This is a genomic window from Methylorubrum podarium (genome assembly GCF_040270385.1).
GTDB classification, from domain to species: domain Bacteria; phylum Pseudomonadota; class Alphaproteobacteria; order Rhizobiales; family Beijerinckiaceae; genus Methylobacterium; species Methylobacterium podarium.
Genome location: NZ_JBELQE010000118.1, coordinates 1 through 26,594 on the forward strand (window position 1 = coordinate 1; position 26,594 = coordinate 26,594).

The 26,594-nt window shown below is 69.6% G+C and carries 30 protein-coding genes and 1 tRNA gene; 23 read left to right on the forward strand and 8 right to left on the reverse strand.

Translation table 11 applies throughout. From position 1 onward, the window contains the following. A partial coding sequence (locus tag ABS772_RS22490) for a Pls/PosA family non-ribosomal peptide synthetase (RefSeq protein ID WP_350396938.1) occupies window positions 1-2,928 on the forward strand: 2,928 nt, incomplete at its 5' end. Window positions 2,929-3,091: 163 nt separating this feature from the next. On the opposite strand, the gene ABS772_RS22495 is transcribed toward ABS772_RS22490, so the two are convergent. The 3 genes from ABS772_RS22495 to ABS772_RS22505 are packed head-to-tail and all read right to left on the reverse strand — an operon-like array spanning window position 3,092 to window position 4,430. Beyond that, a complete protein-coding gene (locus tag ABS772_RS22495) occupies window positions 3,092-3,451 on the reverse strand; it encodes a BrnA antitoxin family protein (RefSeq protein WP_350396939.1) in 360 nt (119 codons plus the stop codon). Beyond that, window positions 3,429-3,722, reverse strand: coding sequence for a BrnT family toxin (locus ABS772_RS22500; protein ID WP_350396940.1), 294 nt, complete (start codon window positions 3,720-3,722; stop codon window positions 3,429-3,431). The genes ABS772_RS22495 and ABS772_RS22500 overlap by 23 nt, the downstream gene beginning before the upstream one ends. 51 nt (window positions 3,723-3,773) lie before the next feature. Then, the gene (locus ABS772_RS22505) at window positions 3,774-4,430 is read right to left on the reverse strand and encodes an alpha/beta hydrolase (RefSeq protein ID WP_017484188.1); all 657 of its coding nucleotides are present in this window, start codon (window positions 4,428-4,430) and stop codon (window positions 3,774-3,776) included. 249 nt (window positions 4,431-4,679) lie between these two features. Here ABS772_RS22505 and ABS772_RS22510 point away from each other — a divergent pair, with 249 nt between their 5' ends. From ABS772_RS22510 to ABS772_RS22540, 7 genes are all read left to right on the forward strand, one after another. Next, window positions 4,680-5,852: a cysteine desulfurase family protein gene (locus ABS772_RS22510; RefSeq protein ID WP_350396941.1), complete on the forward strand. Its 1,173-nt coding sequence runs from the start codon at window positions 4,680-4,682 to the stop codon at window positions 5,850-5,852. A gap of 103 nt (window positions 5,853-5,955) precedes the next feature. After that, window positions 5,956-7,425 carry a Fe-S cluster assembly protein SufB gene (gene sufB / locus ABS772_RS22515; RefSeq protein WP_238257268.1) on the forward strand — a complete coding sequence of 490 codons (1,470 nt, stop codon included), beginning with the start codon at window positions 5,956-5,958 and terminating at the stop codon, window positions 7,423-7,425. A 221-nt stretch (window positions 7,426-7,646) separates the two neighbouring features. Further along, window positions 7,647-8,399, forward strand: a complete 753-nt coding sequence (gene sufC, locus ABS772_RS22520; RefSeq protein WP_238257269.1) for a Fe-S cluster assembly ATPase SufC — start codon at window positions 7,647-7,649, stop codon at window positions 8,397-8,399. After that, the gene (locus tag ABS772_RS22525; RefSeq protein ID WP_350396942.1) at window positions 8,399-9,721 is read left to right on the forward strand and encodes a SufB/SufD family protein; all 1,323 of its coding nucleotides are present in this window, start codon (window positions 8,399-8,401) and stop codon (window positions 9,719-9,721) included. Before sufC ends, ABS772_RS22525 begins: the two co-directional genes overlap by 1 nt. Before the next feature lie 167 nt (window positions 9,722-9,888). Continuing rightward, the gene (locus tag ABS772_RS22530; RefSeq protein ID WP_350396943.1) at window positions 9,889-10,341 is read left to right on the forward strand and encodes an endonuclease domain-containing protein; all 453 of its coding nucleotides are present in this window, start codon (window positions 9,889-9,891) and stop codon (window positions 10,339-10,341) included. Then, window positions 10,338-11,573 carry a cysteine desulfurase gene (locus ABS772_RS22535; protein ID WP_350396944.1) on the forward strand — a complete coding sequence of 412 codons (1,236 nt, stop codon included), beginning with the start codon at window positions 10,338-10,340 and terminating at the stop codon, window positions 11,571-11,573. The genes ABS772_RS22530 and ABS772_RS22535 overlap by 4 nt, the downstream gene beginning before the upstream one ends. A gap of 50 nt (window positions 11,574-11,623) precedes the next feature. Continuing rightward, window positions 11,624-12,007: an SUF system Fe-S cluster assembly protein gene (locus ABS772_RS22540; protein WP_350396945.1), complete on the forward strand. Its 384-nt coding sequence runs from the start codon at window positions 11,624-11,626 to the stop codon at window positions 12,005-12,007. A gap of 4 nt (window positions 12,008-12,011) precedes the next feature. Here ABS772_RS22540 and ABS772_RS22545 read toward each other — a convergent pair whose 3' ends face one another. Continuing rightward, complete coding sequence (locus ABS772_RS22545) at window positions 12,012-12,605, reverse strand: Uma2 family endonuclease (protein ID WP_350396946.1); 594 nt, start codon at window positions 12,603-12,605, stop codon at window positions 12,012-12,014. Window positions 12,606-12,762: 157 nt separating this feature from the next. On the opposite strand from ABS772_RS22545, the gene ABS772_RS22550 reads away from it, so the two are divergent. Further along, window positions 12,763-13,143 (forward strand): HesB/IscA family protein, encoded by a 381-nt coding sequence (locus tag ABS772_RS22550; RefSeq protein WP_238258386.1) that lies wholly within the window; start codon window positions 12,763-12,765, stop codon window positions 13,141-13,143. A 28-nt stretch (window positions 13,144-13,171) separates the two neighbouring features. Here the strand turns inward: ABS772_RS22550 and ABS772_RS22555 are convergent, their stop codons facing one another. From ABS772_RS22555 to ABS772_RS22565, 3 genes are all read right to left on the reverse strand, one after another. After that, window positions 13,172-14,236, reverse strand: coding sequence for a GGDEF domain-containing protein (locus tag ABS772_RS22555; protein ID WP_350396947.1), 1,065 nt, complete (start codon window positions 14,234-14,236; stop codon window positions 13,172-13,174). Window positions 14,237-14,456: 220 nt separating this feature from the next. Then, window positions 14,457-15,974 carry a DEAD/DEAH box helicase gene (locus tag ABS772_RS22560; RefSeq protein ID WP_350396948.1) on the reverse strand — a complete coding sequence of 506 codons (1,518 nt, stop codon included), beginning with the start codon at window positions 15,972-15,974 and terminating at the stop codon, window positions 14,457-14,459. A 324-nt stretch (window positions 15,975-16,298) separates the two neighbouring features. Next, window positions 16,299-16,538 carry a hypothetical protein gene (locus ABS772_RS22565; RefSeq protein ID WP_350396949.1) on the reverse strand — a complete coding sequence of 80 codons (240 nt, stop codon included), beginning with the start codon at window positions 16,536-16,538 and terminating at the stop codon, window positions 16,299-16,301. Between the two features lie 349 nt (window positions 16,539-16,887). Between ABS772_RS22565 and ABS772_RS22570 the strand changes: the two genes are divergently transcribed. The 7 genes from ABS772_RS22570 (at window position 16,888) to ABS772_RS22600 (ending at window position 21,478) form a co-directional block, all read left to right on the forward strand. Next, on the forward strand, window positions 16,888-17,766 hold the full coding sequence (locus tag ABS772_RS22570) for an outer membrane protein (protein ID WP_238258379.1): 879 nt from the start codon (window positions 16,888-16,890) through the stop codon (window positions 17,764-17,766). 867 nt (window positions 17,767-18,633) lie between these two features. Next, the gene (locus ABS772_RS22575; RefSeq protein WP_350396950.1) at window positions 18,634-19,038 is read left to right on the forward strand and encodes a hypothetical protein; all 405 of its coding nucleotides are present in this window, start codon (window positions 18,634-18,636) and stop codon (window positions 19,036-19,038) included. Window positions 19,039-19,205: 167 nt separating this feature from the next. After that, window positions 19,206-19,478 carry a hypothetical protein gene (locus ABS772_RS22580; RefSeq protein ID WP_350396951.1) on the forward strand — a complete coding sequence of 91 codons (273 nt, stop codon included), beginning with the start codon at window positions 19,206-19,208 and terminating at the stop codon, window positions 19,476-19,478. 62 nt (window positions 19,479-19,540) lie between these two features. Further along, window positions 19,541-19,948, forward strand: coding sequence for a DUF2934 domain-containing protein (locus ABS772_RS22585; protein ID WP_350396952.1), 408 nt, complete (start codon window positions 19,541-19,543; stop codon window positions 19,946-19,948). A 197-nt stretch (window positions 19,949-20,145) separates the two neighbouring features. Beyond that, window positions 20,146-20,436, forward strand: a complete 291-nt coding sequence (locus ABS772_RS22590; RefSeq protein ID WP_350396953.1) for a hypothetical protein — start codon at window positions 20,146-20,148, stop codon at window positions 20,434-20,436. 14 nt (window positions 20,437-20,450) lie between these two features. Then, window positions 20,451-21,122, forward strand: coding sequence for an HAD family hydrolase (locus ABS772_RS22595; protein WP_350396954.1), 672 nt, complete (start codon window positions 20,451-20,453; stop codon window positions 21,120-21,122). Between the two features lie 158 nt (window positions 21,123-21,280). Then, a complete protein-coding gene (locus ABS772_RS22600) occupies window positions 21,281-21,478 on the forward strand; it encodes a hypothetical protein (protein ID WP_238256371.1) in 198 nt (65 codons plus the stop codon). Between the two features lie 111 nt (window positions 21,479-21,589). Here ABS772_RS22600 and ABS772_RS22605 read toward each other — a convergent pair whose 3' ends face one another. Next, window positions 21,590-22,282, reverse strand: coding sequence for an ABC transporter ATP-binding protein (locus ABS772_RS22605; protein ID WP_350396955.1), 693 nt, complete (start codon window positions 22,280-22,282; stop codon window positions 21,590-21,592). 189 nt (window positions 22,283-22,471) lie between these two features. Between ABS772_RS22605 and ABS772_RS22610 the strand changes: the two genes are divergently transcribed. The 7 genes from ABS772_RS22610 (at window position 22,472) to rplA (ending at window position 26,462) form a co-directional block, all read left to right on the forward strand. Beyond that, window positions 22,472-23,143 (forward strand): arylesterase, encoded by a 672-nt coding sequence (locus ABS772_RS22610; protein ID WP_350396985.1) that lies wholly within the window; start codon window positions 22,472-22,474, stop codon window positions 23,141-23,143. Between the two features lie 2 nt (window positions 23,144-23,145). Further along, window positions 23,146-23,703: an RNA 2',3'-cyclic phosphodiesterase gene (gene thpR, locus ABS772_RS22615; protein WP_350396956.1), complete on the forward strand. Its 558-nt coding sequence runs from the start codon at window positions 23,146-23,148 to the stop codon at window positions 23,701-23,703. Window positions 23,704-23,790: 87 nt separating this feature from the next. Continuing rightward, window positions 23,791-23,867: transfer RNA gene (locus ABS772_RS22620), tRNA-Trp, on the forward strand. A gap of 207 nt (window positions 23,868-24,074) precedes the next feature. Then, window positions 24,075-24,377: a preprotein translocase subunit SecE gene (gene secE, locus ABS772_RS22625; RefSeq protein ID WP_350396957.1), complete on the forward strand. Its 303-nt coding sequence runs from the start codon at window positions 24,075-24,077 to the stop codon at window positions 24,375-24,377. A 43-nt stretch (window positions 24,378-24,420) separates the two neighbouring features. Then, window positions 24,421-24,954, forward strand: a complete 534-nt coding sequence (nusG, locus tag ABS772_RS22630) for a transcription termination/antitermination protein NusG (RefSeq protein ID WP_003597503.1) — start codon at window positions 24,421-24,423, stop codon at window positions 24,952-24,954. Window positions 24,955-25,303: 349 nt separating this feature from the next. Continuing rightward, the gene (gene rplK / locus ABS772_RS22635) at window positions 25,304-25,753 is read left to right on the forward strand and encodes a 50S ribosomal protein L11 (RefSeq protein WP_003597508.1); all 450 of its coding nucleotides are present in this window, start codon (window positions 25,304-25,306) and stop codon (window positions 25,751-25,753) included. 10 nt (window positions 25,754-25,763) lie between these two features. Next, window positions 25,764-26,462: a 50S ribosomal protein L1 gene (gene rplA, locus ABS772_RS22640; RefSeq protein WP_183667043.1), complete on the forward strand. Its 699-nt coding sequence runs from the start codon at window positions 25,764-25,766 to the stop codon at window positions 26,460-26,462. Window positions 26,463-26,594: the final 132 nt, after the last annotated feature.

A 26,594-nucleotide genomic window follows, 5' to 3' on the forward strand; every position in this document is an offset into this window, starting at 1 on the left:
GCGGGCTACCTGAAGCGGCCCGAGCTGACGGCGGAAAAGTTCGTCGCCAACCCCTACTCGTCCGACGGGACCGACCCGGTCCTCTACCGCTCCGGCGACGCGGTCTCGATGACGGAGGCCGGCGACATCCTCTTCCACGGCCGCATCGACGATCAGGTCAAGATCCGCGGCTTTCGCGTGGAACTCGGCGAGATCGAGGCCCGCATCCGCGGCGAGGCAGGCGTCAACCAGGCGGCGGTGGTGCTGCGGCGCGACGACGAGGTCGACCGCCTCGTCGCCTTCCTCGTGCCCGAGCGCGGGGCCGCGCTCGACCGCGCGGCGCTCCGAAAGAATCTGGCGGCGCAGATGCCGCCCTACATGGTGCCCGGCCATTTCGAGACGGTGGAGAGCCTGCCCCGGCTCACCTCCGGCAAGGTCGACCGCAAGGCGCTGCGGGGCGCCCCGCTCACGGTCGCGGTGGCGGAGGGCGAGCAGGAAGCCCCCGACAACGAGACCGAGGCCGCGCTGCTGGCCGCCGCCAAAAAGGTGTTCGGCGACGGGCCGGTCGGGTTCGAGGCGGACTTCTTCTCCGAACTCGGCGGCCACTCGCTGCTTGCCGCCCGCTTCGTCGGCGCGGTGCGCGAGACGCCCGCGCTCGCTGCCATCACCCTGCAGGACGTCTATGCCGGGCGCACGCTCCGGGCGATGGCCGCCAGCCTGATCGAGCGCACCGGCGGCGTCGGCGCGCAGACCGCGATCCGCGACCTGAGCTTCGACCCGCCCCCGCTCCTGCGCCGGGCCCTGTGCGGGCTGGCGCAGGCGGCGGCACTCCCCTTCGTCATCGCGCTCGCCACCTCGCAGTGGCTCGGCATCTTCGTCACCTACCTGCTGCTGACCGGCGGCGGCCTCGGCTTCTGGGGCGAGCTCGGCGTCCTCCTGCTCGTCTATATCGGCATCAACGCGGTGACGGCCTCGGTGGCGATCGCCGCCAAGTGGCTGATCCTCGGGCGGACGCGACCCGGCCGCTACCCGCTCTGGGGCGTCTACTATTACCGCTGGTGGCTGGCGCAGCGCCTGACGCCGCTGGTCCACATCAAGTGGCTCCAGGGCTCGCCCGCCATCGTCGCCTATCTGCGGCTGCTCGGCGCGAAGATCGGCGACGACGTGCTGATCTCCGACCTCGATGTCGGCGCGGCCGACCTGCTCACCATCGGCCGCGGCGCCTCGCTCGGCGGGCGGCTCGTCATCGCCAACGCCGAGGTCGTGGGCAACGAACTCGTCATCGGCCCCGTCACGATCGGCGCGGACGTCGCCATCGGCGCCTCCTGCGTCATCGGCCCCGGCGCGGTGATCGGCGACCACGCCGAGATCGCCGACCTCACCACCGTGCCGGCGGGCACCGAGATCGGCCCGGCCGAGGCCTGGGACGGCTCGCCCGGCCGCCGGGTCGGCACCGTCGACTTCTCCGCGCTCCCTGAGCCCGCCACCGCCTCGCCCGCCCGCCGGGCGGCCTTCGGCGCGGTCTACGCCTTCCTGCTCGCGGCGGTGCCGGCGGTCGGCCTGCTGCCGATCTTCCCGGCTTTCTACATCTTCGACCAGATCTCCGATAACCTCTCCGAGATCACCGACGTCGACTACCACGCCTACCTGCCGCTGCTGACCTGGCCCACCGCCATGCTGATGACGGCGGGCACCGTGCTGCTCATCGCCGCCATCCGCTGGGCGGTGCTGCCGCGGGCGACCCACGGCACCTACTCGATCTGGTCGGGCTTCTACCTCCGCAAGTGGCTGGTGGCGCTCGCCTCCGAGGTGACGCTGGAGACGCTCTCCTCGCTGTTCGCCACCGTCTACATGCGGGCGTGGTACCGGCTGATGGGGGCCAGGATGGGCCGGGGCGCCGAGATCTCGACCAATCTCGGCTCGCGCCACGACCTCGTCTCGATCGGCGCCAACAACTTCATCGCCGACGAGGTGGTGGTCGGCGAGGAGGAGATCCGCCGCGGCTGGATGCACCTCCACACCGTCGAGACCGGCGCCCGCGTCTTCGTCGGCAACGACGGCGTGCTGCCGCCGGGCACGCGGCTGCCCGACGACGTGCTGATCGGCATCAAGTCGAAGCCGCCGGCCAACGCGGCGATGGGGCCGGGCGAGACGTGGTTCGGCTCGCCGCCGATCCGCCTGCCGGTGCGCCAGAAGGTCGATCTCGGCTCGCACGCCCAGACCTTCGAGCCGAGCGTCTGGGCCAAGCTCCGGCGCGGCCTGTTCGAGGCCTTCGCCACCTCGTTCTCGCCGATGCTCTACATCTCCCTCGCCATCTGCGCGATCGACTGGGTGTTCTACCCCGAGATCCTCGAAGGGGACTGGGTCGGGCTCGGCGTCGCCTTCGTGCTCGCGAGCGTCGTCATCGCGCTGATCCAGACGAGCAGCGTCATCGCCCTCAAATGGCTGCTGATGGGCGTCTACCGCCCCGGCATGCGGCCGATGTGGTCGTGGTGGGCGATGCGCACCGAGGCCATCGCGGTCGCCTATTGGGGGCTGGCCGGCAAGGTGCTGCTGGAGCACCTGATGGGCACGCCGTTCCTGCCCTGGGTGCTGCGGCTCTTCGGCGTCAAGGTCGGCCGGGGCGCCTGCCTGCTGATGACCGACATCACCGAGTTCGACTGCGTCGAGATCGGCGATTTCGCCGCCATCAACCGCTCGGCGGCGCTCCAGACCCACCTCTACGAGGACCGCATCATGAAGGTCGGCCGGGTCGTGGTCGGGCGCGGCGTCTCGGTCGGGGCCTTCTCGACCGTCCTCTACGACACCAGGGTCGGCGACTACGCGCGGCTGCGCCCGCTCACCATCGTCATGAAGGGCGAGTCGATCCCGGCGCACTCGGAATGGGAGGGCGCGCCCGCCGTGCCGGTGGTGCACGCGCCGGCCGAACCGATGGCGCGGGCGGCGTGAGGCCGCAGGCCTCAATCCCTGGCGCCGTCGAGGGGAACGGCGCGCTTATCCGGTCACCGCTGTTTCCGGCGGTTTCGGGGAACATTGGCGCGCGAATGACGGCACGTGTCGATGCTCACTTGTTGAGCGGACACCGCATGTCCGACACGAAATCGTAACGTCGTCACGTCGGATTTTTCGGCCCGGTCGCGGTCGTCTCGGCTTTCGTCGGGTTGATGTTGCTCGGATTCGCAGATTCTCGCCGCTCCGCCTCCATGTGGCGACGCAGCACGGCGTTCATACGGTCCTGATAGCCGCGGCCGCCGCGCTTGAAGAACGCGACAACGTCGCGGTCGAAGCTGGCGTGGACGGAGGTCTTGCCGACCGGAAGCCCGATCCCGGCCTCGGCCCAGTGGCTTTCGTCCGTGGCCGGGTTGTCCCTGTCATCGGAGGCGAGACGCTCGACCGTCTCCTCGGGCAGGGCGCGCAGAGCAGCCCAATCGGTACCGCGGGTCACGGCCTTAGCTGTCTTGTTGTCTCCCACGATACGCCCTCCTCTCCCTCCGATTCGCCAGGCGCGCCGAGATAATCCGGTACTTGAGCAGGCGCTGCGTGAACGTGATATTCAAAACCACGTCGAACAATTCGACCAGCATGTTGAAGCGCGGTTCGCCGTAATCGCGCCGCTTGTCTTCGGCCACCAGCGCGAAGCGGCCGTCGAACGCCCCGTCGAGGTCGGCGAAGTCGATCCGGTGGGCCGCAATGTTGCGCTCGTTCTTCGCATCGTCCCAGATCGTACGCTCGTTCTCCCCCATCGGCTCGCATGCCTCCTCATGGAGAGATGCGACGCATAAGGGCCTCCCGCCTCACGCCGCCTCGGTCTTCGCCCCGAGCCGCTTGTCGAGATAGGTGTCGACCGTCTGGGTCAGCTCATCGACCTTGCCGTCGAAGAAGTGGTTGGCGCCCTCGACCATCTGGTGCTCGATGATGACGCCCTTCTGCGTCTTCACCTTCTCGATCACCGGGATCACCTCGCGGGCCGGCGCCACCCGGTCTTCCGAGCCGTGCACGAACAGGCCGGAGGAGGGGCAGGGCGCGAGGAAGGTGAAGTCGTAGCGGTTGGCCATGGCGGCGATCGAGATGAAGCCCTCGATCTCCGGGCGGCGCATCAAGAGCTGCATGCCGATCCACGAGCCGAACGACACGCCCGCGATCCAGCAGGACTTCGCCTCCGGGTTGACCGACTGCACCCAGTCGAGGGCGGCGGCCGCGTCGGACAGCTCGCCCGAGCCGTGGTCGAACGCGCCCTGGCTGCGGCCGACCCCGCGGAAATTGAAGCGCAGGGCTGCGAATCCGCGGTTGGCGAAGGTGTAGAAAAGATTGTACACAATTTGATTGTTCATCGTGCCCCCGAACTGGGGGTGCGGATGGAGCACGATCGCGATCGGCGCCCCCTTCTTCTTCGGGGCCTGGTAGCGGCCTTCGAGGCGGCCGGCGGGGCCGGAGAAAATGACTTCGGGCATGGTGTCCTCGAGATGATCCGACCCTCACCCCCGAGAAGGCAGGGAGGCTGAGCCGGTCACGGCTTGACTCGTTGCGCGCGCCACCTACAAGCCTCTTAGAATAATTCTAGGCGATTAGAATAATTCTAAACTGTTCGTCGGACCCCGACCTGCGATGTATGAGGCGCGTTTCGCGCGGCTTAGCACGGGGGAGGGGGGCGAAATCAAGAAAATCAGGATTGGCAGGACGATACGGAGCGCAACGGCAGGATGACCTCAGGCGGGCGCAGCTATCTCGATCACAACGCGACCTCCCCGGTGCGTCCGGAGGTCGCGACCGTGGTCGCGCGCGCCCTCGAATGGCCCGGCAATCCGTCCTCCATTCACGAAGAGGGCCGCGCGGCGCGCCACGCCCTGCAGACGGCGCGGATCCGGCTCGCCGCCCTCGTCGGGACGGCGCCTGAACGGGTCACCTTCACCAGCGGCGGCACGGAAGCCGCCAACGCCGTGCTCTCCGGCGCGTTGCGCCGGCAGGGGATGCCGGCCCCCACGCGCCTGATGCTCTCGGCCACCGAGCACCCTTGCGTCGCCGCCGGCCACCGCTTTGCCCCCGGGCAGGTCGAGGTGCTGCCGGTGGATGAGGCCGGCCTGCTGCGGCTCGACGTGCTGGCGGCCCGGCTCGACGCTGTTCGCGACGAGGCCGTGCTGGTCTCGGTCCACGCCGCCAACAACGAGACCGGGGTGGTCCAGCCCCTCGACGCGATCGTCCGGCTCGCCCGCGCCCACGGGCAGGCCCTCGTCCACAGCGACGCGGTGCAGGCCGTCGGAAAGATCCCGCTCGACGTGTCCGCCCTCGGCCTCGACGCCCTGACCCTGTCGGGCCACAAGTTCGCCGCGCCGAAGGGCGTCGGCGCGATGGTGCTGGCCGAGGGCGTGAGCCTGGAGGCGCCCTTCCTGCGCGGCGGCGGCCAGGAGGCGCGCCTGCGCGGCGGCACCGAGAACGTGTCGGGCATCGTCGGCATGGGCGAGGCGGCCCGGATCGCCCGCGACGCCCTCGCCGGAGAGGGCGTGCGGCTCGCCGGGCTGCGCGACGGACTCGAAGCGCAGCTTCGGGCGCTCGCCCCGGACATGGTCGTGTTCGGCGCGGGCGCGCCGCGCCTGCCCAACACCCTCCTCTTCGCCGTGCCGGGTTTGGAGGCCGCCGCGGCGCTGATCGCCCTCGATCTCGCCGGCCTGTCGGTCTCGTCGGGCTCGGCCTGCGCCTCGGGCAAGGTGGCCCGCTCCCCCGTGCTCGCGGCGATGGGCGTGAGCCCTGCGCTCGCCGCAGGGGCGCTGCGCGTCAGCTTCGGCTGGAATTCGCGCGCGGATGACCTGTCACGCTTCGTTGCGGGGTTCGAACGGGTCGTTTCGTCCCTATATCAGCGGCGAGGGCAGGCAGCCTGAGGACCGCTCAGCGCCGCCCGCCCAAGCCATTTTTCGGCGGACCACCCGCCGTGTCGTTGGAAACCCCCGGTCCTTGACACCGGAGTAGGTCAGGAGACGTTGAATGCCTGCAGTGCAGGAGACCATCGATCGGGTCCGTTCGATCGACATCGACCAGTACAAGTACGGTTTCGAGACCGTGATCGAGATGGAGAAGTCCGAGAAGGGCCTCTCCGAGGACGTGATCCGCTTCATCTCGGCCAAGAAGAACGAGCCGGAATGGATGCTCGAATGGCGCCTCGACGCCTACAAGCGCTGGCTCACGATGAAGGAGCCGGAATGGGCGCGCGTGTCCTATGACCGGGTCGATTACAACAACATCTACTACTACGCCGCGCCGAAGCGGAAAGGCCCGGAATCGCTCGACGAGATCGATCCCGAGATCCTGAAGACCTACGAGAAGCTCGGCATCCCCCTGCGCGAGGTCGAGATGCTGGAGGGCATCGCCCCCGAGCGCCGCGTCGCGGTCGATGCGGTGTTCGACTCGGTCTCGGTGGCCACCACCTTCCGCAAGGAGCTGGAGAAGGCCGGCGTGATCTTCATGCCGATCTCGGAGGCCATCCGCGAGTACCCGGATCTCGTGAAGCAGTACCTCGGCTCGGTCGTGCCGGTCACCGACAACTTCTTCGCCACGCTCAACTCGGCGGTCTTCTCCGACGGCTCGTTCGTCTACATCCCGCCGGGCGTGCGCTGCCCGATGGAGCTGTCGACCTACTTCCGCATCAACGAGCGCGATACCGGCCAGTTCGAGCGCACGCTGATCATCGCCGACAAGGGAAGCTACGTCTCGTATCTCGAGGGCTGCACCGCGCCGAAGCGCGACGACAACCAGCTCCACGCCGCGGTGGTCGAGCTGGTGGCGCTGGAGGATGCCGAGATCAAGTACTCGACCGTCCAGAACTGGTACCCCGGCGACAACGAGGGCAAGGGCGGCATCTACAACTTCGTGACCAAGCGCGGCGATTGCCGCGGCGCCCGCTCGAAGATCTCGTGGACGCAGGTCGAGACCGGCTCGGCGATCACCTGGAAGTACCCGTCCTGCATCCTCCGGGGCGACGACTCGCGCGGCGAATTCTACTCGATCGCGGTGTCGAACGGCATGCAGCAGGTCGATTCCGGCACCAAGATGATCCATCTCGGCAAGAACACGACGAGCCGGATCATCTCGAAGGGCATCTCCGCGGGCCGCTCGCAGAACACCTACCGGGGTCTCGTCTCGGCCCACAGGAAGGCGAAGGGCGCCCGCAACTTCACCAACTGCGACTCGCTCCTGATCGGCGACCAGTGCGGGGCGCACACCGTGCCCTACATCGAGTCGAAGAACGCGAGCGCCGTGTTCGAGCACGAGGCGACGACGTCGAAGATCTCGGAAGATCAAAAATTCTACTGCCAGCAGCGTGGCCTCTCCGAGGAGGAGGCGACCGCGCTCATCGTCAACGGCTTCGTCCGCGACGTGCTGCAGCAGCTGCCGATGGAGTTCGCAGTGGAGGCCCAGAAGCTGATCTCGATCAGCCTCGAAGGCTCGGTGGGCTGACGGTTCAGTAAAAAGCACGCCCTTTTCCCTCCCCCCTCCGCGGGGGAGGGTGCCTGCGGAGCAGGCGGGAGAGGGGCAGCGCGACGGTGCCGGAAGTGGCGCCCGTCGCGTCCTTTCCGGAAAGGGCGCTCCCCTCTCCCGACCCCTGCTGACGCAGGGGCCACCCTCCCCCGCAGAGGGGGGAGGGACGGTCATCGGAATCGATTTAGGACTATCAAACGATGCTTGAGATCAAAAACCTCGTCGTGCAGATCGAGGACAACCGCATCCTCAACGGCCTGAACCTCACCGTGAACGACGGCGAGGTCGCCGCGATCATGGGCCCGAACGGCTCGGGCAAGTCGACGCTCTCCTACGTCATCGCCGGCAAGGAGGACTACGAGGTTCTCGACGGCGAGATCCTGCTCGACGGGCAGAACGTGCTGGAGATGGCCCCGGACGAGCGCGCCGCCGCCGGCATCTTCCTGGCCTTCCAGTACCCGCTGGAGATCCCGGGCGTCGGCACCATGACCTTCCTCAAGGCCTGCCTCAACGCGCAGCGCAAGGCGCGGGGCGAGGACGAGCTCTCGACGCCCGACTTCATCCGCGCGGTGAACGCGGCCGCCGACAAGCTCGAGATCAACAAGGAGATGCTCAAGCGGGCGCTGAACGTCGGCTTCTCCGGCGGCGAGAAGAAGCGCATGGAGATCCTCCAGATGGCGCTGCTGCAGCCGAAGTTCTGCGTGCTCGACGAGACCGATTCCGGCCTCGACATCGATGCGCTGCGCATCGTCTCCGAGGGCGTGAACGCGCTGCGGGCGCAGGGGCGGTCCTTCCTCGTCATCACCCACTACCAGCGGCTCCTCAACCACATCGTGCCCGATACCGTGCACGTCATGTCGCGGGGCCAGATCGTGAAGTCGGGCGGCAAGGAGCTGGCGCTGGAGCTCGAGGCGAGCGGCTACGCCGAGTACCGCGCGAGCGAGGCTGCGTGATGGCCGACGTCACCAATCTCCGCTCCCCCGCCGAGGCCGGGCTCTCGAAGCTGTTCGAGTCCTCGCGCAAGGCCTTCGCCAGCGACCAGGCCATCAGCCGCGAGGAGGCGTTCCGCTTCTTCGAGGCGACCGGCCTGCCGAGCCGCCGGGTCGAGGCGTTCAAGTACACGGATCTGCGCGCCGCCATCACGGAAGCCGCCCCGCCCGCCGAGGCGCCGTCCGAGGCGGCCGCCCGGACCGCCGCCGCGGCCGCGAAGGGCTTCGCCGAGGTCGAGGCCGTGCGCCTCACCTTCGTCAACGGTCACCTCGTCGCCGCGCTCTCCGACCTCGACCGTCTGCCCGAAGGCGTGACGGTCGCCCCGCTCAACGCGGCGCTGGCGGCGGGCGATGCCCGCCTGAAGCTGCTCGCCCCCGTCGAGCAGGTGCGCGAGAACCCGATCTACCAGCTCAACACCGCCTTCCTGGCGGACGGCGCGCTGATCTCGGTCGCCCCCGGCGCCAAGCCGGCGACGCCGGTCCACCTGCGCTTCGTCGGCACCGGCGAGGCCGCCTTCTCGACGGCGACCCGCGTGCTGGTCGAGCTCGGCGCGGCGTCCGAGTTCTTCCTGCTGGAGAGCCACGAGGGGCCGGCCGGGCTGACCTACCAGCCCAACGACGCGCTCGACGTGCGCATCGGCGCGGACGCCGCCTTCCGCCACACCCGGCTCAACCGGGAGGGAGACGGGGCCATCGCCCTCTCGACGCTCTCCGTGCGGCTCGACGCCCGGGCGCAGCTCGAGACCGTCAACCTCGTCACCGGTGCCAAGCTCTCGCGCCACCAGATCTACCTGCACGTCGCGGGCGAGGACGCCAACGCGGTCGTCAACGGCGCGGCCCTGCTGGGTGGCGGCCAGCTCGCGGATTCGACCCTGCTCGCCGACCACGCGGCGACGGGCGGCATCGGCCGCGAGATGTTCAAGACGGTGATCGACGGCGATGCCACCGGCGTGTTCCAGGGCAAGATCATCGTCCGCCAGGTCGCGCAGCAGACCGACGGCAAGATGAAGTCCGACTGCCTGCTCCTGACCGACGACGGTCAGATGATGAACAAGCCGGAGCTGGAGATCTTCGCCGACGACGTCGCCTGCGGCCACGGCGCCACCTGCGGCGCGCCGGACGAGGACCTTCTGTTCTACCTCATGGCCCGCGGCCTGCCGCGCAGCCTCGCCGAGAGCCTGCTGGTCCAGGCCTTCGTCGGCGAGGCGGTGGAGACGGTCACGCACGAGGGCGCGCGCGACGCGCTGATCGCCGGTATCGAGGCTTGGCTGGCGGCAAGAGGGTAGGGCGCACCGCCATACCCTCCCCCCTCCGTGGGGGAGGGTGCCCGCGGAGCGGGCGGGAGAGGGGCCGGCTCAGGTCTTTCCGGAAGCGGCGCTCCCCTCACCCGACCCCCTTCGGGGGCCACCCTCTCCCGCGGAGGGGAGAGGGGTTTCGGAAGCGGAGGCGGGTCATGGACAAGCGCCCCAAGCTCAACGAGGTCTCCCCCCGCCTGCGCCGCTTCGCCCGCGCGCAGCGCCGCGACATGCCGCGCGCCGAGGCCCTGTTCTGGGAGCAGGTGCGCGGCGGCCGGTTTCGCGGTGCCAAGTTCAAGCGTCAGGTGCCGATCGCGCCGTTCATCGCCGACTTCTTTTGTGCATCGGCCAAGCTGGTCGTGGAGATCGACGGTCCGGTGCATGAGACGGACGACCGCCGGCGGCGCGACGAAGCCCGCGATACTTGGCTGACCGCCCAGGGCTTCCTCGTCCTGCGCTTCTCGACGGATCTGGTTCTCAGCAATCTCGGTGCGGTGATGGACGCGATCGGCGCGGCCATCGAGGACCGGGGTTTCCCCTCTCCCGCCTCGCTCCGCGAGGCACCCTCCCCCGCAGAGGGGGGAGGGTTTTTCGCGAGCCGCATTGAATGACCGCATCCACCCCCTACGACGTCGAGGCAATCCGTCGGGAATTCCCGATCCTCTCGGAGAAGGTCTACGGTAAGCCGCTGGTCTATCTCGACAACGCCGCCTCGTCGCAGAAGCCGAAGCGGGTCATCGACGCCATGGTCTCCTGCATGGAGACCGGCTACGCCAACGTCCACCGCGGCCTGCACTACATGGCCAACGCCGCGACCGAGGGGTTCGAGGGCGCCCGCGAGACCACGCGGCAGTTCCTCAACGCCGCCTCGACCGACGAGATCATCTTCACCCGCAACGCGACGGAAGCCTACAACCTCGTGGCCTCGTCGATGGGCTGGGCCGGCCTGATCGGGGAGGGAGACGAGATCATCCTCTCGATCATGGAGCACCACTCCAACATCGTGCCCTGGCATTTCCTGCGCGAGCGGCGCGGGGCGGTGATCAAGTGGGCGCCGGTGGACGACGATGGCAACTTCCTGATCGAAGAGTACGAAAAACTCTTCACGCCGCGCACGAAGATGGTGGCGATCACCCACATGTCGAACGTGCTCGGCACGGTGACGCCGGCCGAGGAGATCGTGCGCATCGCCCACGCCCACGGCGTGCCGGTGCTGCTCGACGGGGCGCAGAGCGCGGTGCACCGCCCGGTCGACGTCCGCGCGCTCGACTGCGACTTCTTCGTCTTCACCGGCCACAAGGTCTACGGGCCGACCGGCATCGGCGTGCTCTACGGCAAGAAGGCGTGGCTCGACCGGCTGCCCCCCTACCAGGGCGGCGGCGAGATGATCCGCACGGTGAGCCAGGACGCGATCACCTACAACGACCCGCCGCACCGCTTCGAGGCGGGCACGCCGGCGATCATCGAGGCGGTGGGCCTCGGCGCGGCGCTGGAATTCATGATGGAACTGGGCCGCGACAGGATCGCCGCGCATGAAGCGATGCTGACGGCCTACGCGCAGGAGCGCCTCGGCGCGATGAACGCGATCCGCCAGATCGGCAATTCCCGCGACAAGGGCGGGGTCATCGCCTTCGAGGTGAAGGGCGCGCACGCCCACGACATCGCCACGGTGATCGACCGCCAGGGCGTGGCGGTGCGGGCGGGCACCCACTGCGCCATGCCGCTGCTCGCCCGCTTCGGCGTCACCTCCACCTGTCGCGCCTCGTTCGGCCTGTATAATACGACGCAAGAGATCGACGCGCTCGCCGAGGCCCTGGCCAAGGCCGAGATGCTGTTCGCCTGATCGTTTTGGAAGTTTCGGCCCCCGCGCAGGGGGCCGGAAGGAGTGATCCGATGAGCACCGACGCCACCATCACCGGCGGCACCAACACCCCCGCCCTCGCGGCCGCCTCCGCGATTCCCGCGGAGGAGATCGACCGCCTGACGGACGACATCGTCGCCGCGCTGAAGACCGTCTACGACCCCGAGATCCCCGCCGACATCTACGAACTCGGCCTGATCTACCGGGTGCAGATCGAGGACGACCGGCGGGTGCTGATCGACATGACCCTGACCGCGCCGGGCTGCCCCGTGGCCGGCGAGATGCCGGGCTGGGTCGAGAACGCGGTCGCGGCGGTGCCGGGCGTGCAGTCCTGCCAGGTGACGATGGTGTTCGACCCGCCGTGGGACCAGAGCCGGATGTCCGACGAGGCCCGCATCGCGCTCGACATGTGGTAGGGCCTCAGCGCGTCGGGATCATGCGTCCCGGCTCGAAGCGGACATCCTCGTAGATGTCGGCCAGCGCGAGGTGCGCGCCGATGGCGGGCAGCGCGATCACGGCATCGAGTCCCTCGAAACTCTCCTCGGCCCAGTCCTCCCCCTCGCGCCGGTAGAGCACGGCGCTGGGGAAGCGTGTCTCGACCAGAAGGATGTAGGCGAGGCTCGGGTGGCGCCGATACTCGTCGAGTTTGCGGAAGCGGTCGATGTCGGTTGTCGAGGGCGACAGGACCTCGACGACGAGACGCGGCGAGCGGTTTTCGAAGGTGTCGCGGATCAGCGGCGCACATTCGACCGTCACGTCCGGCCGTCGGAGCGTCGCGGGGCCGGTTCGGATCGCGAGGTTGCTGGTGGTGGGCCGGCACATGCCGCCGCGCAGGCATCCGTGAAGCGCGACGATGATGTTCACGGTCGCGCAGTCGTGCGAACGGCTTACCGCGTCCAGCCGCTTCGCGTGCAGCACCGGCACGCCCTCGACGAGTTCGTAGAGGCCGTCCTGTGCCGCGTGCCACGCGAAAAACGCGTCCGGCGTCATCCGGCGCCGCGCAGGATCGGCCATCGCATCCTCCGTCACCGATTGAGCATAGCACGGCTGCAATCGATCCGTGCGCCCGGTGCACCGGTGGACCGGCGGCGGCGGAGTGCTTATCTCTCGAAGCACCCGAAGAAGACTCACCCGCCCGGGCCTTGAACCCGGCCGCAGGAGAGAGACGACGATGTCAGGTTTCAAGGTGATCACGCTGACCGACCGCGCGGCGGATCGGCTGAAGGCGATCATGGCCGATGCCGAGCGCCCCATCGCGGGGCTGCGCGTCGGCGTGAAGAACGGCGGCTGCGCCGGCATGTCCTACACGATGGAATATGCCGAGGAGCGGAAAGCCGGCGAGGACGTGATCGAGGACCGGGGCGTGACCGTGTTCATCGACCCGAAGGCCGTGCTGTTCCTGCTCGGCACCGAGATGGATTTCCAGACGACCAAGCTGTCGTCGCAGTTCGTGTTCAACAACCCGAACCAGACCTCGGCCTGCGGCTGCGGCGAGTCCGTGGCGATCACCCCCGCGAACCCGGAACGCCTGGCGGCCGGCGCCTCGGCCTGATCGGGCGAGGCTTCGGCGCAGGGGCGCCTCAGGCCACGTCGCGCAGGAGCGCCGCCTCGGTCTCGTCGAGGGTGCGGTTGCGGCCGGCGCGCTTGGCAGCGAACAGGCAGGCATCCGCCCGCTCCAGCAGGGAGACGGCGTTGTCGTCCTCGCGCCGGGTCGCGACGCCGAGCGAGACGGTGACCTTGCCGAGCGATTCGCCCGTCGAGCGCTTCACGAGCTCGCGGCCGGTCACGCTGGTGCGCACCCGCTCGGCGACGGCGCGGGCCTCGGCCAGATCCGTCTCCGGCAGGACGATGGCGAATTCCTCGCCGCCGAAGCGGGCGAGCGTCGCACCCGGCTGCGCCACATGCTCGCGCATGACGATGGCGACGAGGCGCAGCACCTGATCTCCGGTCAGGTGGCCGTAGAGATCGTTGAAGCGCTTGAAGGAGTCGATGTCGAGGACGATCAGGCTCGTCGACCGGCCCGCCTGGGCGGGCGCGTCGCAGGCCCGGTGCAGCGCGGTCTCGAAGCTCTTGCGGTTGCCGAGACCCGTCAGGGCGTCGGTCAGACTCTCCAGGCGGGCTGCCTCCAGCGTCTCGCGCAGGCCCTCGATCTCGCTGCGGCTCTCGCGCATCCGCGCTTCGAGGGTGCGGTTGTTGGCGGTCACGTCGCGGGTGTTGGCGATGATCGTGGTGACGATCTCGCGCAGGCGCGCCCGGGTCGTGGCGGTGTTGGCGATGTCCTGGGACAGGGCCTGGAGCGACTCGCCGTACTGGGTGGTGGAGCGGATCGAGACCTCGATCATCTCCATGATGCCCTCGACCTCGGCGATGAGGCTCGAATTCATCCGGTCCACCTCCACCGCGAGGCGGCGCCCGTCGATATAGGTGTCGTGCAATCCCTCGATGTCGGTGCTCGTCAGCGTGCCGTTCTGCGTGGTGAGACGCTTGATCGCGTCGTTCATCAGCGGCTGCGCGCCGGACACGTAGAGGTACCAGACGGCGTAGGCCCGCGGGGTGGCGCAGGCGCAATAGTCGCGCATCAGCTCGAAGCTGCGCTGCGCGAGCACGAAACTGCGATCACGGTCGAGATCGGGGCCGTGGCTCATCCGGTGACGTAGGCTCCTGCGGACGGGGCACACCGCCCGCGTCGTCCGCTTCCCCGGAGTGTCGCCTCAGAACCTCGCCAGGACGTTAAGAGCGCTCACAAAACGCCCGGTTCGCCGACCGCGGCTCCTCCGCCCGGGACGGCGCGGCGGGCGCCGCCCGAGAGGGCATCCGGCGGGCACGCAAAAGGCCCGCCGCCGTCATCGACGACGGGCGCGGACGCTACTTGCTCTTCCCGAACCCGGTCGGCTTCAGCAGGAAGGCCGGCACGTGCGAGCCGAGGCCGACCGGCGTGTCGTCGTCCTCATCGCGGCGCGGGGGACGGCGCTCGGAGCGGGGCCGCTCGGGGGCGCTCCGGGCGGCCTCGCGGGCCGGGGAGACCGGCTCCGGCTCGCGGACCGGCTCGCGGCGGGCCTCCTCGCCCCGGCCGCGGTCGGAGGCCGAACGCCGGCCGCCGCGCGAGCGGGTCTCGCTCGGCCGCTCGGCCGCCCGCTCGCCGCCCTTCTCGGAGCCTCTCTCGCTGCCCCTCTCGCCACCCCTCTCCGCACCCTTGACCCGGCGGGTCCCGCGGCGGCGGCGCGGCTCGTCGCCCTCCGCGTCCTCGGGCAGGCTCGCGAGATCGCCGTCGAGCCACTCGATCGGCCGGCCGATCAGGCTCTCGATCGCCGAGAGCGAGCGCTCGTCGGCGCGGCTCGCCAGGGTGAAGGCCTGGCCCGAACGGCCGGCGCGGCCGGTACGGCCGATCCGGTGGACGTAGTCCTCCGGGTGATGCGGCACGTCGAAGTTGAAGACGTGGCTCACCGCCGGGATGTCGAGGCCGCGGGCGGCGACGTCCGAGGCGACGAGCAGGGGCGTCTCGCCGGTGCGGAAGCCGTCCAGCGCGGCCATGCGGGCGCGCTGGTCCATGTCGCCGTGGAGCGCCGCCGCGTTGAAGCCGTGGCTCGTCAGCGAGCGCTGGAGCTGGGCGACGTCGCGCTTGCGGTTGCAGAAGATGATGCCGTTCTGCAGCTCGCTCGCCGAACGGATGAGGTGGCGCAGAACCTTCCGCTTCTCGTGGCCCTCGGAGCCCGTGGCCACGAGGCGCTGCTCGATGGTCGTGGCGGTGGAGGCGGGACGTGCCACCTCGACCCGCTGCGGGTTGTGCAGGAACATGTCCGCCAGCCGCTCGATCTCCGGCGGCATGGTGGCGGAGAAGAACAGCGTCTGGCGCGTGAAGGGCACCATCTTCACGATGCGCTCGATGTCGGGGATGAAGCCCATGTCGAGCATCCGGTCGGCCTCGTCGATGACGAGGAGCTCGACGCCGGTGAGCAGCAGCTTGCCGCGCTCGAAATGGTCGAGCAGGCGGCCCGGCGTCGCGATCAGCACGTCGGTGCCGCGGGTGAGCTTGGCGTCCTGGTCGGCGAAGGAGACGCCGCCGATGATCAGCGCCACGTTGAGCTTGTGGTTGGTGCCGTAGCGCTCGAAATTCTCCTCGACCTGCGCCGCGAGTTCGCGGGTCGGCTCGAGGATCAGCGTGCGCGGCATGCGGGCCCGCGCCCGGCCGGTCTCCAGCATGGTCAGCATCGGCAGGGTGAAGGCGGCGGTCTTGCCGGTGCCGGTCTGGGCGATGCCGAGCACGTCGCGCCGGGCGAGCACGTGCGGGATCGCCTGGGCCTGGATCGGCGTCGGCTCGGTGTAGCCGGCCGCGGAGACGGCTTGGAGTACCTTGTCACTCAGTCCAAGATCGGCGAAAGACATCGGGTGTGGGAAACCATTTGCGCGCGTGGAGTGGGCCGATCAGGGGCTCAGAGCTCGCGCCGGCGGATGATCGCGAGAGCCGTGCGCGGTACGCCGTCACGCGTCCGAACGCGCGCGACACTTAGACCCCTCTGCCTGCTTGTCAATCGACCGCGCCTCCGCAGCCGCTGCCCGCGCGGGCCGGGTACGGTTGCGCCGTGAGCATCCCGCGACCGTCTTGAGCGCACGCGAGGCGCCGTTTCCGCCGCTTCGCCATCACGGATGCCCGCGCGAACGCCCGCTCGGCCGCGCTCTTGGCTGCGGTCTTGGCCGCGGACCTCGCCGTCAGTGTCGCGGGCTCGGGCCGAGGCTGCCGCGGAGGGTGCAGGGGTCGAGCCTCGTGGCCTGCGCGCTGGTCCCGATCGAGCCGGTCACCTCGGGATCGATCGCCTGCGCGGCCGGCTTGGGGACCGGTTTGGCGACGTGGTGGGCGAGGGCCGTGGCGCCGAGACCGAGGATCAGCGACATCTTGATCGACCAGGCGAGGGGACCGCGCGGTCGGGGCGAGCCGGAATCGAGGGACATGAGCAGCGCAATCCGTCGGGCCGGCTCCGGGAGCGGGCGTCGGCACGGTGGAGGATCGCCCGAACAGGGTTAATGCCGGCTTACGCGAAGAGGCAACACGTCGTTAACCGTATTGGCATCAGATTTCTTGCGAGGATTTGACTGTTGCTGGATTTCGACAAGACGAGCCATCGATGTGCGCCATGACACATCGAGTCTGATCGTGTGCTCACGGCCGGGTAAGCTTCACCTTTCGTTGACGGGTTCGGGTGCATTCATCGCTTCATCGCAGGAGGGCGACGGATACCGGGGCGGACCCCCGGACCACTTCACACCAACACCGGCTCCCGCCAAACCAGGACACGACACGATGAAAAGCCTGCTTCTCGCTTCGAGCGCGCTCGTTGCCGCCACTTTGGCCGCCACGGTCACCGCCTCGGCCGCCGACCTGCCGCGCCGCGCCGCGCCGCCCCCGGTGTTCCAGCCGGTGCCGGTCTTCACCTGGACGGGCTTCTACGCCGGTTTCAACGCCGGCTACGGCTTCGGCACCCAGGACGACCGCGTCCCGACCGTGATCGGCGTCGGCCCGGCCTCCCTGCTCGTGCCCCCGGGCACCACCGCCGTGGTGGCCTTCAGCAACCGCGAGTCCAACGAGGGCTTCGTCGGCGGTGGCCAGATCGGCTACAACTATCAGTTCACCCCGGGCTCGGGCGTCGTGATCGGCGTCGAGGCGGACGCCCAGTACGCCGATTTCGGCCGTGACCGGAACCGCTTCCTCACCACCAGCCCGCTGGCCGCCCAGCAGGTGTTCAATCCCGGCGGCCTGTCCGGCCTCGACTTCTTCGGCACCGTCCGCGGTCGCCTCGGCTACGCCTTCGACCGCACCCTCGTGTACGGCACCGGCGGCTTCGCCTACGGCTCCGGCGGCGGTCGCGAGTTCGGCACCGGCGTGTCGAGCAACGACTTCCAGACCGGCTGGGTTGCCGGCGGCGGCGTCGAGTACGCTCTCCCGACCGACTCGTTCCTGAACTTCTTCAAGTCCTCGGCCGTCACGCTGAAGGTCGAAGGCCTCTACGTGAACCTCGACCGCAACTCCGGCGGCCGCGGCGCCTTCGCGGTCGACAACGCGGGCCGCACCGTCTCCGTGACCAGCCCGGGCGTCGTGCTCGTCAGCGGCGGCCAGCAGGTGCGCGACACCGAGTTCGCCGTCGTCCGCGCCGGCCTGAACTACAAGTTCGGCTCGTACTAAGATCGGGAGCCTCGGCGATCCCTCATCGGATCGCCGGAGTTCTTCGGAGAAGCCCGGCCGCGTGCCGGGCTTTTTCGCGTTGCGGGTTCGCGTGGCGACTTTGCATGGCGGTTTCGCGCGGCGGTGTCTCGCCTCGCGCGGATCCTGCGGTTAAGGTCTTGTTGACCATCCCGGCCGATCCTGCTCGGCCCGGACGCCCGCGACGCGGGGACCGGCGCCCGCAACCGCCACGGCGAGACCCGCGATCCGCATGACGACCGGCATGAGAACGGACCGCCTGATACGGTTCCCGGTTGATCACCTCGGGCCTTGTCCAATCCCGTCATCGCGAGGCGGAGCCGAAGCGATCCAGGGCGCGACCGATCCGGAAAGGTCGCGCCCTGGATTGCCACGGCTTCGCCTCGCAATGACGGAGGAGAAACCGAAGCGATCAACCGGAAACCGTATGACAGGCCGCGCCGCGCGGCGGACGGCCCCGGCGCGGCCGCGGCGCAGCGCGTTCCTCGCGGCGGTCCTGTTCGGGATTCTGTGCGGCCCGATCCCCGCCGTCCGGGCGCAGGAGCCGCTCTACCTGCGGATCCGCGCCAACCCGGACGCCCGGCTCGACGGGGCTGCGGCCACCGGACCGACGGGCGGTCCGCTTTCCGCAGGATCCGCGCGCAAGGAATCCGCCTGGGAGCGCAGCGACCGGCGCGCGCGGATCGCGATCGCCTCGGTCTGCACCGGATGCCTCGCCGGGCGTTCTGCCCTTCAGGCGTTCATGCCGTCTTCCGTGGCGGAAGCTCCGGCCTCCGACATGCCTTCGCCGCTTTCGTCACCCTCTCCATCGCTCCCTCCATCGCCCTTTGCACCGCCAGCAGGTGACCCATGACCCAGGCCCACCCGACCACCGGCGCGACCGTCGATCCGGAATGCCCGGTCTCCCTCGAACTGCTCGGCGAGGTCTACCGCGCCGACGAGTACGACCTGCCCTACATCCTCGAGACGATCCCGGCGCTGACGCGGGCCAAGCTCGCCGCCTATCTCTACGGCAAGAGCCACATGCACCAGCTCGGCCTGAAGGTGGCCCGCGCCTGCGAGCGCGACGACCTGATCCGGGCGGTGGGCGAGATCGGCTCGGTGATCTACGGCCAGTCCCGGCTGAAGCCCGCCCCCGCGGCACCGGAGGCCGAGGTGCCGGCCGGGCGCGGCCGGAGCGCCCAGGCGCCCCAGCCGAAGAAGGTCAAGATCAGCCTCGGCGGCTCCGCCGCCAAGGGCCGCAGCTTCGATTGAGCGCCGAGGCCCCGCCGGCCGCCCCGACGGGCGGCGGCCGGACGGCGGCGCTCGATCCCGTGTCTCGATCTTGTGTCTTTGCCTCGTTCCCGGGCGCGGCCATAGGCAGGCGTGGCTTGCCGTGACCGCTCGGGGCGAGGCCGCGTGGTGACCAGAGGATCCCTTCGATGTTCGCGACGTGGTGGAAGCTCGGTCTCGACACGACCCTGCTCGCCTTCGAGGCGCAATCGGTGATCGCCCTGCGCATGGCCAAGCTCGCGGCCGGCGGCACCGCCGCGCAGGTGGAGGCGCAGCGCATGGTGAGCGAGAAGGTGCTCGCGGCCGGCGAGGCGGCGATGCAGCTCGCCACGGGCGCCTCCCACGGTACGGTGGTGGCCGGCTACCGCCGCAAGGTGCGGGCGAACCACCGCCGCCTCTCCCGCGGTGCGAAACGCGGTTAACCGGCCCTTAACCATGAACTTCCATCGTTCGACCTCACGTCGGACGATTCCGGGAGAGATACATGGTGCTGTGCGAGACCAGCGTGCGCGAGCGCGCCTACTACATCTGGGAAGGCGAGGGCCGGGTGTTCGGCCGGGCCGAGGCCCACTGGCTGCAGGCCGAGGCCGAGCTGCGGCACGCCCCGAAGGCGGCGACGATCGAGGCCGAGGCGGCCAAGGCCGCCAAGCCCCGCGCCAGCCGCGCCAAGGCTGCCGAAAGGGCTCCTGCCGAGGTGCTGGCGGGCGTCGCCAAGGCCGCCAAGGCTGCGACGAAGACGTCGACCAAGGCTGCCGAGAAGCCCGCCGCCAAGGTGGCGAAGGCTGCGGCCAAGATCGATGCCAAGGCCCCCTCGAAGTCGGCGGCGAAGGCCAAGCCGGCCGACAGCCGGGCCAAGCCCCGCGCCGGAGCCGAGGCGGTCGTCCTCCACTGAGCCGCGTCACCGAAAGGAACGCGGTTCGAGAGCCCGCCGTCCCCCGGGGACGGCGGGCTTCGCTTTTTCGGAAGGGCGGGACCGGCGGGGCGAGGGCGCGGGGAAGAGGGAACGGGGGGCCGGCTCGGCCGTTTCCCTTCGCGCTCCGCGGTCGGGGCGTTCCCGGGTTGATCCGACGTTTCGGAAAAGGACACGCGATGCGCGCGCTGATGGGACGAGGGGCCGCTGCCGTCTTCCTCGGCACGATGCTGGTCTCGGGCGTCGCCGCGGCGGGTCCGCTGCGGGCGGGCGAGTCGTTCTACGCCGGTCCCGCCGTCCCGGCGGTGAGCGGCCGGGCGCCGTGGAATGCGCCCTGGCAATACGATTCGGGCAGCGACAACGACCGGCGCCCCGAACTGCCCTACTACCAGCAGGGCGGCGGCCAGCAGACCGGCGGACCGGCTCGCAACCTCCTGCCCGACGACGGCCTCCACCTCTTCCCGCGCTGAGAGCCGCCTCCCGGATGTCGGCTCGCATCAAGGCCGTGGTGTTCGACATCGACGGCACGCTGCTCGATAGCGTCGATCTGCACGCCCGCGCCTGGGTCGAGGCCTTCGCCCATTTCGGGATCCGGACGGAGGAGGCGGACGTCCGCCGCCAGATCGGCAAGGGCGGCGACCAGCTGCTGCCGGTCTTCGTGGACGAGGCGCGGCTCGCCCGCGAGGGTGAGGCGATCGAAGCCTACCGCTCGGATCTGTTCAAGCGGACCTATCTCGCGCAGGCCAAGCCGTTCCCGGCGGTGCGCGCCCTGCTCAGCCATGTGCGCGATGCAGGCCAGACCGTCGCCCTCGCTTCCTCGGGCAAGGCCGACGAGGTCGAGAACTACCAGAAGATCCTCGGCATCACCGATCTCGTCGACGTGGTCACGACCTCGGACGACGCCGACCGCTCCAAGCCTCATCCCGACATCTTCGAGGCGGTGCTGAGCAAGCTCCCCGGCCTCCCCAAGGAGAGGGTGATGGTGGTCGGCGACACGCCCTACGACGCGCAAGCGGCTGCGCGCGCTGGACTTTCCACCATCGGCGTCCTGTGCGGCGGCTTTCCGGAGGCCGAATTGTCGGCCGCCGGCTGCGTCGCGATCTACCGCGATCCGCAGGATCTGCTCGACGGCTACGCGCGCTCGCCCCTCGCCTGACGCCGGCCCTTTGATGAGCCGGCGTCAAAAAGTTGTGAGGGACCCTCGGCGCCGTCCAAGGAAGCGCTAACTGCGAGCCGGCAAACCTATGGCCTTGTGATTTGGAACCGTTTAAGAGCGCGCCCCGCGGGGGGGCGAGCCCGCTTCGGATTCGACGCATGCAGACCACGGCCGAGACGCTCATGACGACCTCGAAATCCCTGCAGCAGCAGGTCGCCGAGGCTATCGAGGACCGGGCGCTGCCGATCAGCCGGCTCCTGCGCCTGATGTGGGCCCTCGATGCCGACCGCAGTGCCGCCAACCAGAACCTGCGGGCTCAGCTCCGCGCCCGGATCGGTGCCCCGCTGAGCGCCTGATTTTTTTGTGATTGCCGATCGCACCGCCCGAGGCGGTACGCGAACAGGCAGCTGCAACATCCGGCCAATGCTTGCCTTTCGGCGCGCGCACGGCGCCGGGAGGCTTTGTTTTTAGGTCCCCTGCGTCTCCGCCGGCGCCTCGATCCGGCCGGCGCGCAGGCGCACGGTGCGGTCGCACAGCCGGGCGAGGCCGGAATCGTGCGTCACCAGGACCAGGGTCGCGCCGCGGTCGCGCTTGAGCCCGAACAGCAGGTCCACGATCTGCCGCCCCGTCGCCTCGTCGAGGTTGCCGGTCGGCTCGTCGGCGACGAGGATCGCCGGATCGGGCGCGAGCGCGCGGGCTATCGCCACCCGCTGCTGCTCGCCGCCGGAGAGCTGCGCCGGATAGTGGCGCAGCCGGTGGCCGAGCCCCACCGCCTCCAGTTCCGCCGCGGCCCGCCCGTGCGGGTCGGGCGCGCCGGCGAGTTCGAGGGGCAGCGCCACGTTCTCCTGCGCGGTCATGGTCGGCACGAGGTGGAAGGCCTGGAACACGATGCCGATGTTGCGGCCGCGGAAGCGCGCGAGCCCGTCCTCGTCGAGCTGGCCGAGATCGGTGTCGGCGATGATGACGCGGCCGGTATCGGGCCGCTCCAGCCCGGCCATCACGGTGAGCAGGGTGGATTTGCCCGAGCCCGAGGGCCCGACGAGCCCCACCGCCTCGCCGCGCTCGACATCGAGCGAGATGCCGCGCAGGACATGCACCCGTGCGGGGCCGCGGCCGAGGCTCAGCTCGATCTGCGACAGGGAGACGGCCTTGTTCGACATCAGGCACCGACCGATCTGGGCTAAGGGCTTGCGGGCCACACGGGCAGGTTCGAGCGAAAGGACACGGTCTTGCACCACGCGAACGAGGCGGAAGCCGGATCCGGCAGGCTTGTGTCACGCTTACGCGCCCGGCGCGAGGCGGGCGGACCCGATGTGGGGGCGCCCCGCCCCGGGCGCAGGGCCGCGCTGATGCTCCTCTTCGCCGCAGCCACGCTCGTCGGCGCCGCCGGCCTGCGGCCCGATCCTGCGCGGGCCGAGCAGGGGGCGCCGCTCAAGCTCGTGGCGCTCGGCGACAGCCTCACCGCGGGTTACCGCCTGCCCGCCGAGGCCGCCTTCCCCGCGGTGCTGGAGCGGGCGCTGAAGGCCAAGGGGTACCGGGTCGAGATCGCCAATGCCGGGGTCTCGGGCGACACCAGCACCGGCGGGCTCGACCGGCTCGACTGGTCGGTGCCGGACGGCACGCAGGGCGTGATCCTCGAACTCGGCGCCAACGACATGCTGCGCGGCACCGATCCGGCGGTGACCCGCAAGGCGCTGGAGACGATCATCGCGCGGCTGAAGGCCCGCAACATCCCGGTGTTGCTGGCCGGCATGCTGGCCGCGCCCAATCTCGGCACGGAGTACCGCGCCCGGTTCGACGCGATCTATCCCGACCTCGCCAAGGCGCACGACCTCGTGCTCTACCCGTTCTTCCTCGACGGCGTGGCGGGCATGCGCGCCAACACCATGGATGACGGGCTGCACCCGACCGCCAGGGGCGTCGAGCGGGTCGTCGAGGGCATCCTGCCGAGTGTCGAGACCTTCCTCGGCCGCCTGGGGCAGAGCCCGGAGCGGAAGGGCCAAGAGCAGAAGGGACAGTAGCGATGCCGCGCCTGTTCACCGGGCTCGAGATCCCGGCGGAGGTCGCCGAGCGGCTGTCGTTCTTCCGCGGCGGCCTGCCCGGCGCGCGCTGGATCGAACCGTCCGACTACCACATCACCCTGCGCTTCCTCGGCGAGATCGACGCGATGGTCGCTGCCGATCTCGATGCGGGCCTCGCCGAAGCGCGGGCACGGGCGCCCTTCACCGTGACGCTCGACGGGCTGGCGAGCTTCGGCGGGGACAAGCCGCGGGCGCTCTACGCCTCGGTCGTGCCGAGCCCGGAGCTGACCGACCTGCAGGAGGAGCACGAGCGCATCGCCCGCCGGGCCGGCGCCGCGCCGGAGCGGCGCAAGTTCACCCCGCACGTCACGCTCGCCCGCCTCAACCGCGAGGCTACGCCGGAGGCGGTGGCGCGCACGCTCACGCAGGCGGGCGTGTTCCCGCGCCTCACCTTCACGGCGCGGCGCGCCGCCCTGTTCTCGGCCCGCACCTCCCGCGGCGGCGGCCCCTATCTGGTCGAGGCGGCCTATCCGTTCGCGGATGACGAGGACGAGGGGTAGGGGCCGGCGATCACGGCGTTCCCCGTTCGCCGCCCTTGCGTTGAGCCGCCGCTTGCGGCATGACGCGAGCCGCGCCGCGCGCGCCGTAGGAGTGTAGCTCAACTGGTCAGAGCACCGGTCTCCAAAACCGGGGGTTGGGGGTTCGAGTCCCTCCACTCCTGCCACGGCTCTAGCGACGACTTTTGCCACGGCGCCTCCCGCATCCGGCCCGGCCTCCGCCGCGCCGCGGTTGTTTTCCTCCCCATCGACAAGCCGGATCACTTGCGCTAGAGCGGGCGCATTCCGAGATCCTCAGATGCTGTCGGTGTGGGACCAACGTCCTCGCACCGCGATCGGCGGTTCCCGGAGCCCTGTCCGGTTTCAGTTGCGCCATGGCATCGAACGAAGCGACCAAGAAAGCCGACGCGGCGCGCGGACCCAATCGCGGCGCGGCGCCCGTCTCGCCCCCGCGCGCGGCCCCGCCGGCGCGCCCCGCGCCGAAGCGCGTCGGCCCGGCGGAGTTCCTGGGTCAGGTGCGCGACGAGGCCCGCAAGGTCACGTGGCCGACCCGCAAGGAGACCACCGTCACCACGATGATGGTGTTCATCATGGTCGTGGTCGCGAGCCTGTTCTTCGTCGCCGTCGATCAGGTGCTGCGCTTCGGCGTCGGCCTGATCCTCGGGATCGGCGCCTAAGGATTTTCGGGCGTTCCTGCGACGCCGAGGAGTTGAGAGACCCGTGTCGAAGCGCTGGTACATCGTCCACGCCTACTCGAATTTCGAGAACAAGGTCGCCCAGTCCATCAAGGACCAGGCGGCCCAGCGCGGGCTGACCGAGCTGTTCGACGAGGTCATGGTGCCGACCGAGAAGGTCACGGAAGTCCGGCGTGGCCGTAAAGTGGACGCCGAGCGAAAATTCTTCCCCGGTTACGTGCTGGTGAAGTGCGACCTGACCGACGAGGTCTACCACCTCATCAAGAACACCCCGAAGGTCACCGGCTTCCTCGGTGCCGACAAGGCCAAGCCCGTGCCGATCCCGGACGCGGAGGCCGAGCGCATCAAGGGGCAGGTGCAGGAGGGCGTGGACCGCCCGAAGCACACGGTCTCCTTCGAGATCGGCGAGACGGTGCGCGTCTCCGACGGCCCCTTCGCCTCCTTCAACGGCACCGTCGAGGAGATCGACGATGCCCGCTCGCGCCTCAAGGTGGCGGTGTCGATCTTCGGCCGCGCCACCCCGGTCGAGCTGGAATACGGTCAGGTCGAGAAGGTCTGATCCCATGATCAACCCGGCGGTTACGTCTCAGTATCGAGATTTAGCCGTCGGCATGGCCGTCGCAGGCGCGTTCCTGTGGTGTGTGGGCACCTTCTTCTGGCGCCTGCTGAGCGGTCAGATGAGTTTGCGAGACTTCCCCGAGCGCCACGGATGGTGGTTGCGTCTCTGGTGGTGGATATCGCGTTGAGATCCGGCTTCGCCGGATAAGTCCCCGCTGCGGCGGGGTACCATCCGCGGGAGATCCGCCCGGCCTCGCCTCCGGGATCCACGGATCGCACCGCGACCTGCAACCGCCCGTCCGTCCGTGCCTTAGGCAGCACGGCGACGCGCACATCTTGGGAGCAGTCCCATGGCGAAGAAGATCACGGGCTACGTGAAGCTTCAGGTCCCGGCCGGCGCCGCCAACCCGTCGCCGCCGATCGGTCCCGCGCTCGGTCAGCGCGGCCTCAACATCATGGAATTCTGCAAGGCCTTCAACGCGAAGACCGCGCAGATGGAGAAGGGCACCCCGATCCCGGTGATCATCACCGCGTATCAGGATCGCTCCTTCACCTTCGAGATGAAGCAGCCCCCGGTCACCTTCTTCCTGAAGAAGGCCGTCGGTCTGAAGATCGGCAAGAAGCCGGCCTCCGGCTCCAAGACCCCGGGCAAGGGTCCGACCGTCGGCAAGATCACCGAGGCCCAGCTTCGCGAGATCGCCGAGAAGAAGATGCCCGACCTCAACTGCGATTCCGTCGATGCGGCGGTCGCGATGATCCGTGGCTCCGCGCGAGCCATGGGCCTCGAAGTCGTCGCTTAAGGAGGGCATCATGGCACGCGAAGGAAAGCGTATCCGCGCCGCCCGCGAGGGTCTGGAGCCGATGAAGCTCTACGCCATCGACGAGGCGATCAAGCTGGTGAAGTCGAAGGCCTCGGCCAAGTTCGACGAGACCGTCGAGATCTCGATGAATCTCGGCGTCGATCCGCGTCACGCCGACCAGATGGTCCGCGGCGTCTGCAACCTGCCGAACGGCTCCGGCCGGACGGTCCGCGTGGCGGTCTTCGCCCGCGGCGCCAAGGCGGACGACGCCAAGGCGGCGGGTGCCGACATCGTCGGCGCCGAGGATCTCCTCGAGATCGTGCAGGGCGGCAAGATCGAGTTCGATCGCTGCATCGCGACCCCGGACCTGATGCCGCTCGTCGGCCGTCTCGGCAAGGTGCTGGGCCCGCGCGGCCTGATGCCGAACCCGAAGGTCGGCACCGTCACCATGGACGTGAAGGGCGCGGTCGCCGCCGCCAAGGGCGGTGCGGTCGAGTTCCGCGTCGAGAAGGCCGGCATCGTGCACGCCGGCGTCGGCAAGGTGTCCTTCGACGAGCAGAAGCTCGTCGAGAACATCAAGGCCTTCGCCGACGCGGTCGCCAAGGCGAAGCCCGCCGGCGCCAAGGGCACCTACATCCAGCGCATCGCCGTCACCTCGACGATGGGCCCGGGCGTGAAGGTCGAGCCCTCCACGGTGCTCACCGCGTAAGCGATCGTCCGAACGGACTTCTGGGAAGCGCCCAGCCGCGAGGCCGGGCGCTTTTCGTTTGGCGGGGTGCCGTCATTGCGAGGCGAACGCATCCCCTCGCCCCGCCTGCGGGGAGAGGGCTTCATGCCCCCT

Coding starts and splice junctions, on each gene's coding strand:
- ABS772_RS22500 (WP_350396940.1), bottom strand. CDS start 3,722: ATGGGGGAGAACGAGCGTACGATCTGGGACGATGCGAAGAACGAGCGC.
- ABS772_RS22505 (WP_017484188.1), bottom strand. CDS start 4,430: ATGCCCGAAGTCATTTTCTCCGGCCCCGCCGGCCGCCTCGAAGGCCGC.
- ABS772_RS22510 (WP_350396941.1), top strand. CDS start 4,680: ATGACCTCAGGCGGGCGCAGCTATCTCGATCACAACGCGACCTCCCCG.
- sufB (WP_238257268.1), top strand. CDS start 5,956: ATGCCTGCAGTGCAGGAGACCATCGATCGGGTCCGTTCGATCGACATC.
- sufC (WP_238257269.1), top strand. CDS start 7,647: ATGCTTGAGATCAAAAACCTCGTCGTGCAGATCGAGGACAACCGCATC.
- ABS772_RS22525 (WP_350396942.1), top strand. CDS start 8,399: ATGGCCGACGTCACCAATCTCCGCTCCCCCGCCGAGGCCGGGCTCTCG.
- ABS772_RS22530 (WP_350396943.1), top strand. CDS start 9,889: ATGGACAAGCGCCCCAAGCTCAACGAGGTCTCCCCCCGCCTGCGCCGC.
- ABS772_RS22535 (WP_350396944.1), top strand. CDS start 10,338: ATGACCGCATCCACCCCCTACGACGTCGAGGCAATCCGTCGGGAATTC.
- ABS772_RS22540 (WP_350396945.1), top strand. CDS start 11,624: ATGAGCACCGACGCCACCATCACCGGCGGCACCAACACCCCCGCCCTC.
- ABS772_RS22545 (WP_350396946.1), bottom strand. CDS start 12,605: ATGGCCGATCCTGCGCGGCGCCGGATGACGCCGGACGCGTTTTTCGCG.
- ABS772_RS22550 (WP_238258386.1), top strand. CDS start 12,763: ATGTCAGGTTTCAAGGTGATCACGCTGACCGACCGCGCGGCGGATCGG.
- ABS772_RS22555 (WP_350396947.1), bottom strand. CDS start 14,236: ATGAGCCACGGCCCCGATCTCGACCGTGATCGCAGTTTCGTGCTCGCG.
- ABS772_RS22560 (WP_350396948.1), bottom strand. CDS start 15,974: ATGTCTTTCGCCGATCTTGGACTGAGTGACAAGGTACTCCAAGCCGTC.
- ABS772_RS22565 (WP_350396949.1), bottom strand. CDS start 16,538: ATGTCCCTCGATTCCGGCTCGCCCCGACCGCGCGGTCCCCTCGCCTGG.
- ABS772_RS22570 (WP_238258379.1), top strand. CDS start 16,888: ATGAAAAGCCTGCTTCTCGCTTCGAGCGCGCTCGTTGCCGCCACTTTG.
- ABS772_RS22575 (WP_350396950.1), top strand. CDS start 18,634: ATGACCCAGGCCCACCCGACCACCGGCGCGACCGTCGATCCGGAATGC.
- ABS772_RS22580 (WP_350396951.1), top strand. CDS start 19,206: ATGTTCGCGACGTGGTGGAAGCTCGGTCTCGACACGACCCTGCTCGCC.
- ABS772_RS22585 (WP_350396952.1), top strand. CDS start 19,541: ATGGTGCTGTGCGAGACCAGCGTGCGCGAGCGCGCCTACTACATCTGG.
- ABS772_RS22590 (WP_350396953.1), top strand. CDS start 20,146: ATGCGCGCGCTGATGGGACGAGGGGCCGCTGCCGTCTTCCTCGGCACG.
- ABS772_RS22595 (WP_350396954.1), top strand. CDS start 20,451: ATGTCGGCTCGCATCAAGGCCGTGGTGTTCGACATCGACGGCACGCTG.
- ABS772_RS22600 (WP_238256371.1), top strand. CDS start 21,281: ATGCAGACCACGGCCGAGACGCTCATGACGACCTCGAAATCCCTGCAG.
- ABS772_RS22605 (WP_350396955.1), bottom strand. CDS start 22,282: ATGTCGAACAAGGCCGTCTCCCTGTCGCAGATCGAGCTGAGCCTCGGC.
- ABS772_RS22610 (WP_350396985.1), top strand. CDS start 22,472: ATGCTCCTCTTCGCCGCAGCCACGCTCGTCGGCGCCGCCGGCCTGCGG.
- thpR (WP_350396956.1), top strand. CDS start 23,146: ATGCCGCGCCTGTTCACCGGGCTCGAGATCCCGGCGGAGGTCGCCGAG.
- secE (WP_350396957.1), top strand. CDS start 24,075: ATGGCATCGAACGAAGCGACCAAGAAAGCCGACGCGGCGCGCGGACCC.
- rplK (WP_003597508.1), top strand. CDS start 25,304: ATGGCGAAGAAGATCACGGGCTACGTGAAGCTTCAGGTCCCGGCCGGC.
- rplA (WP_183667043.1), top strand. CDS start 25,764: ATGGCACGCGAAGGAAAGCGTATCCGCGCCGCCCGCGAGGGTCTGGAG.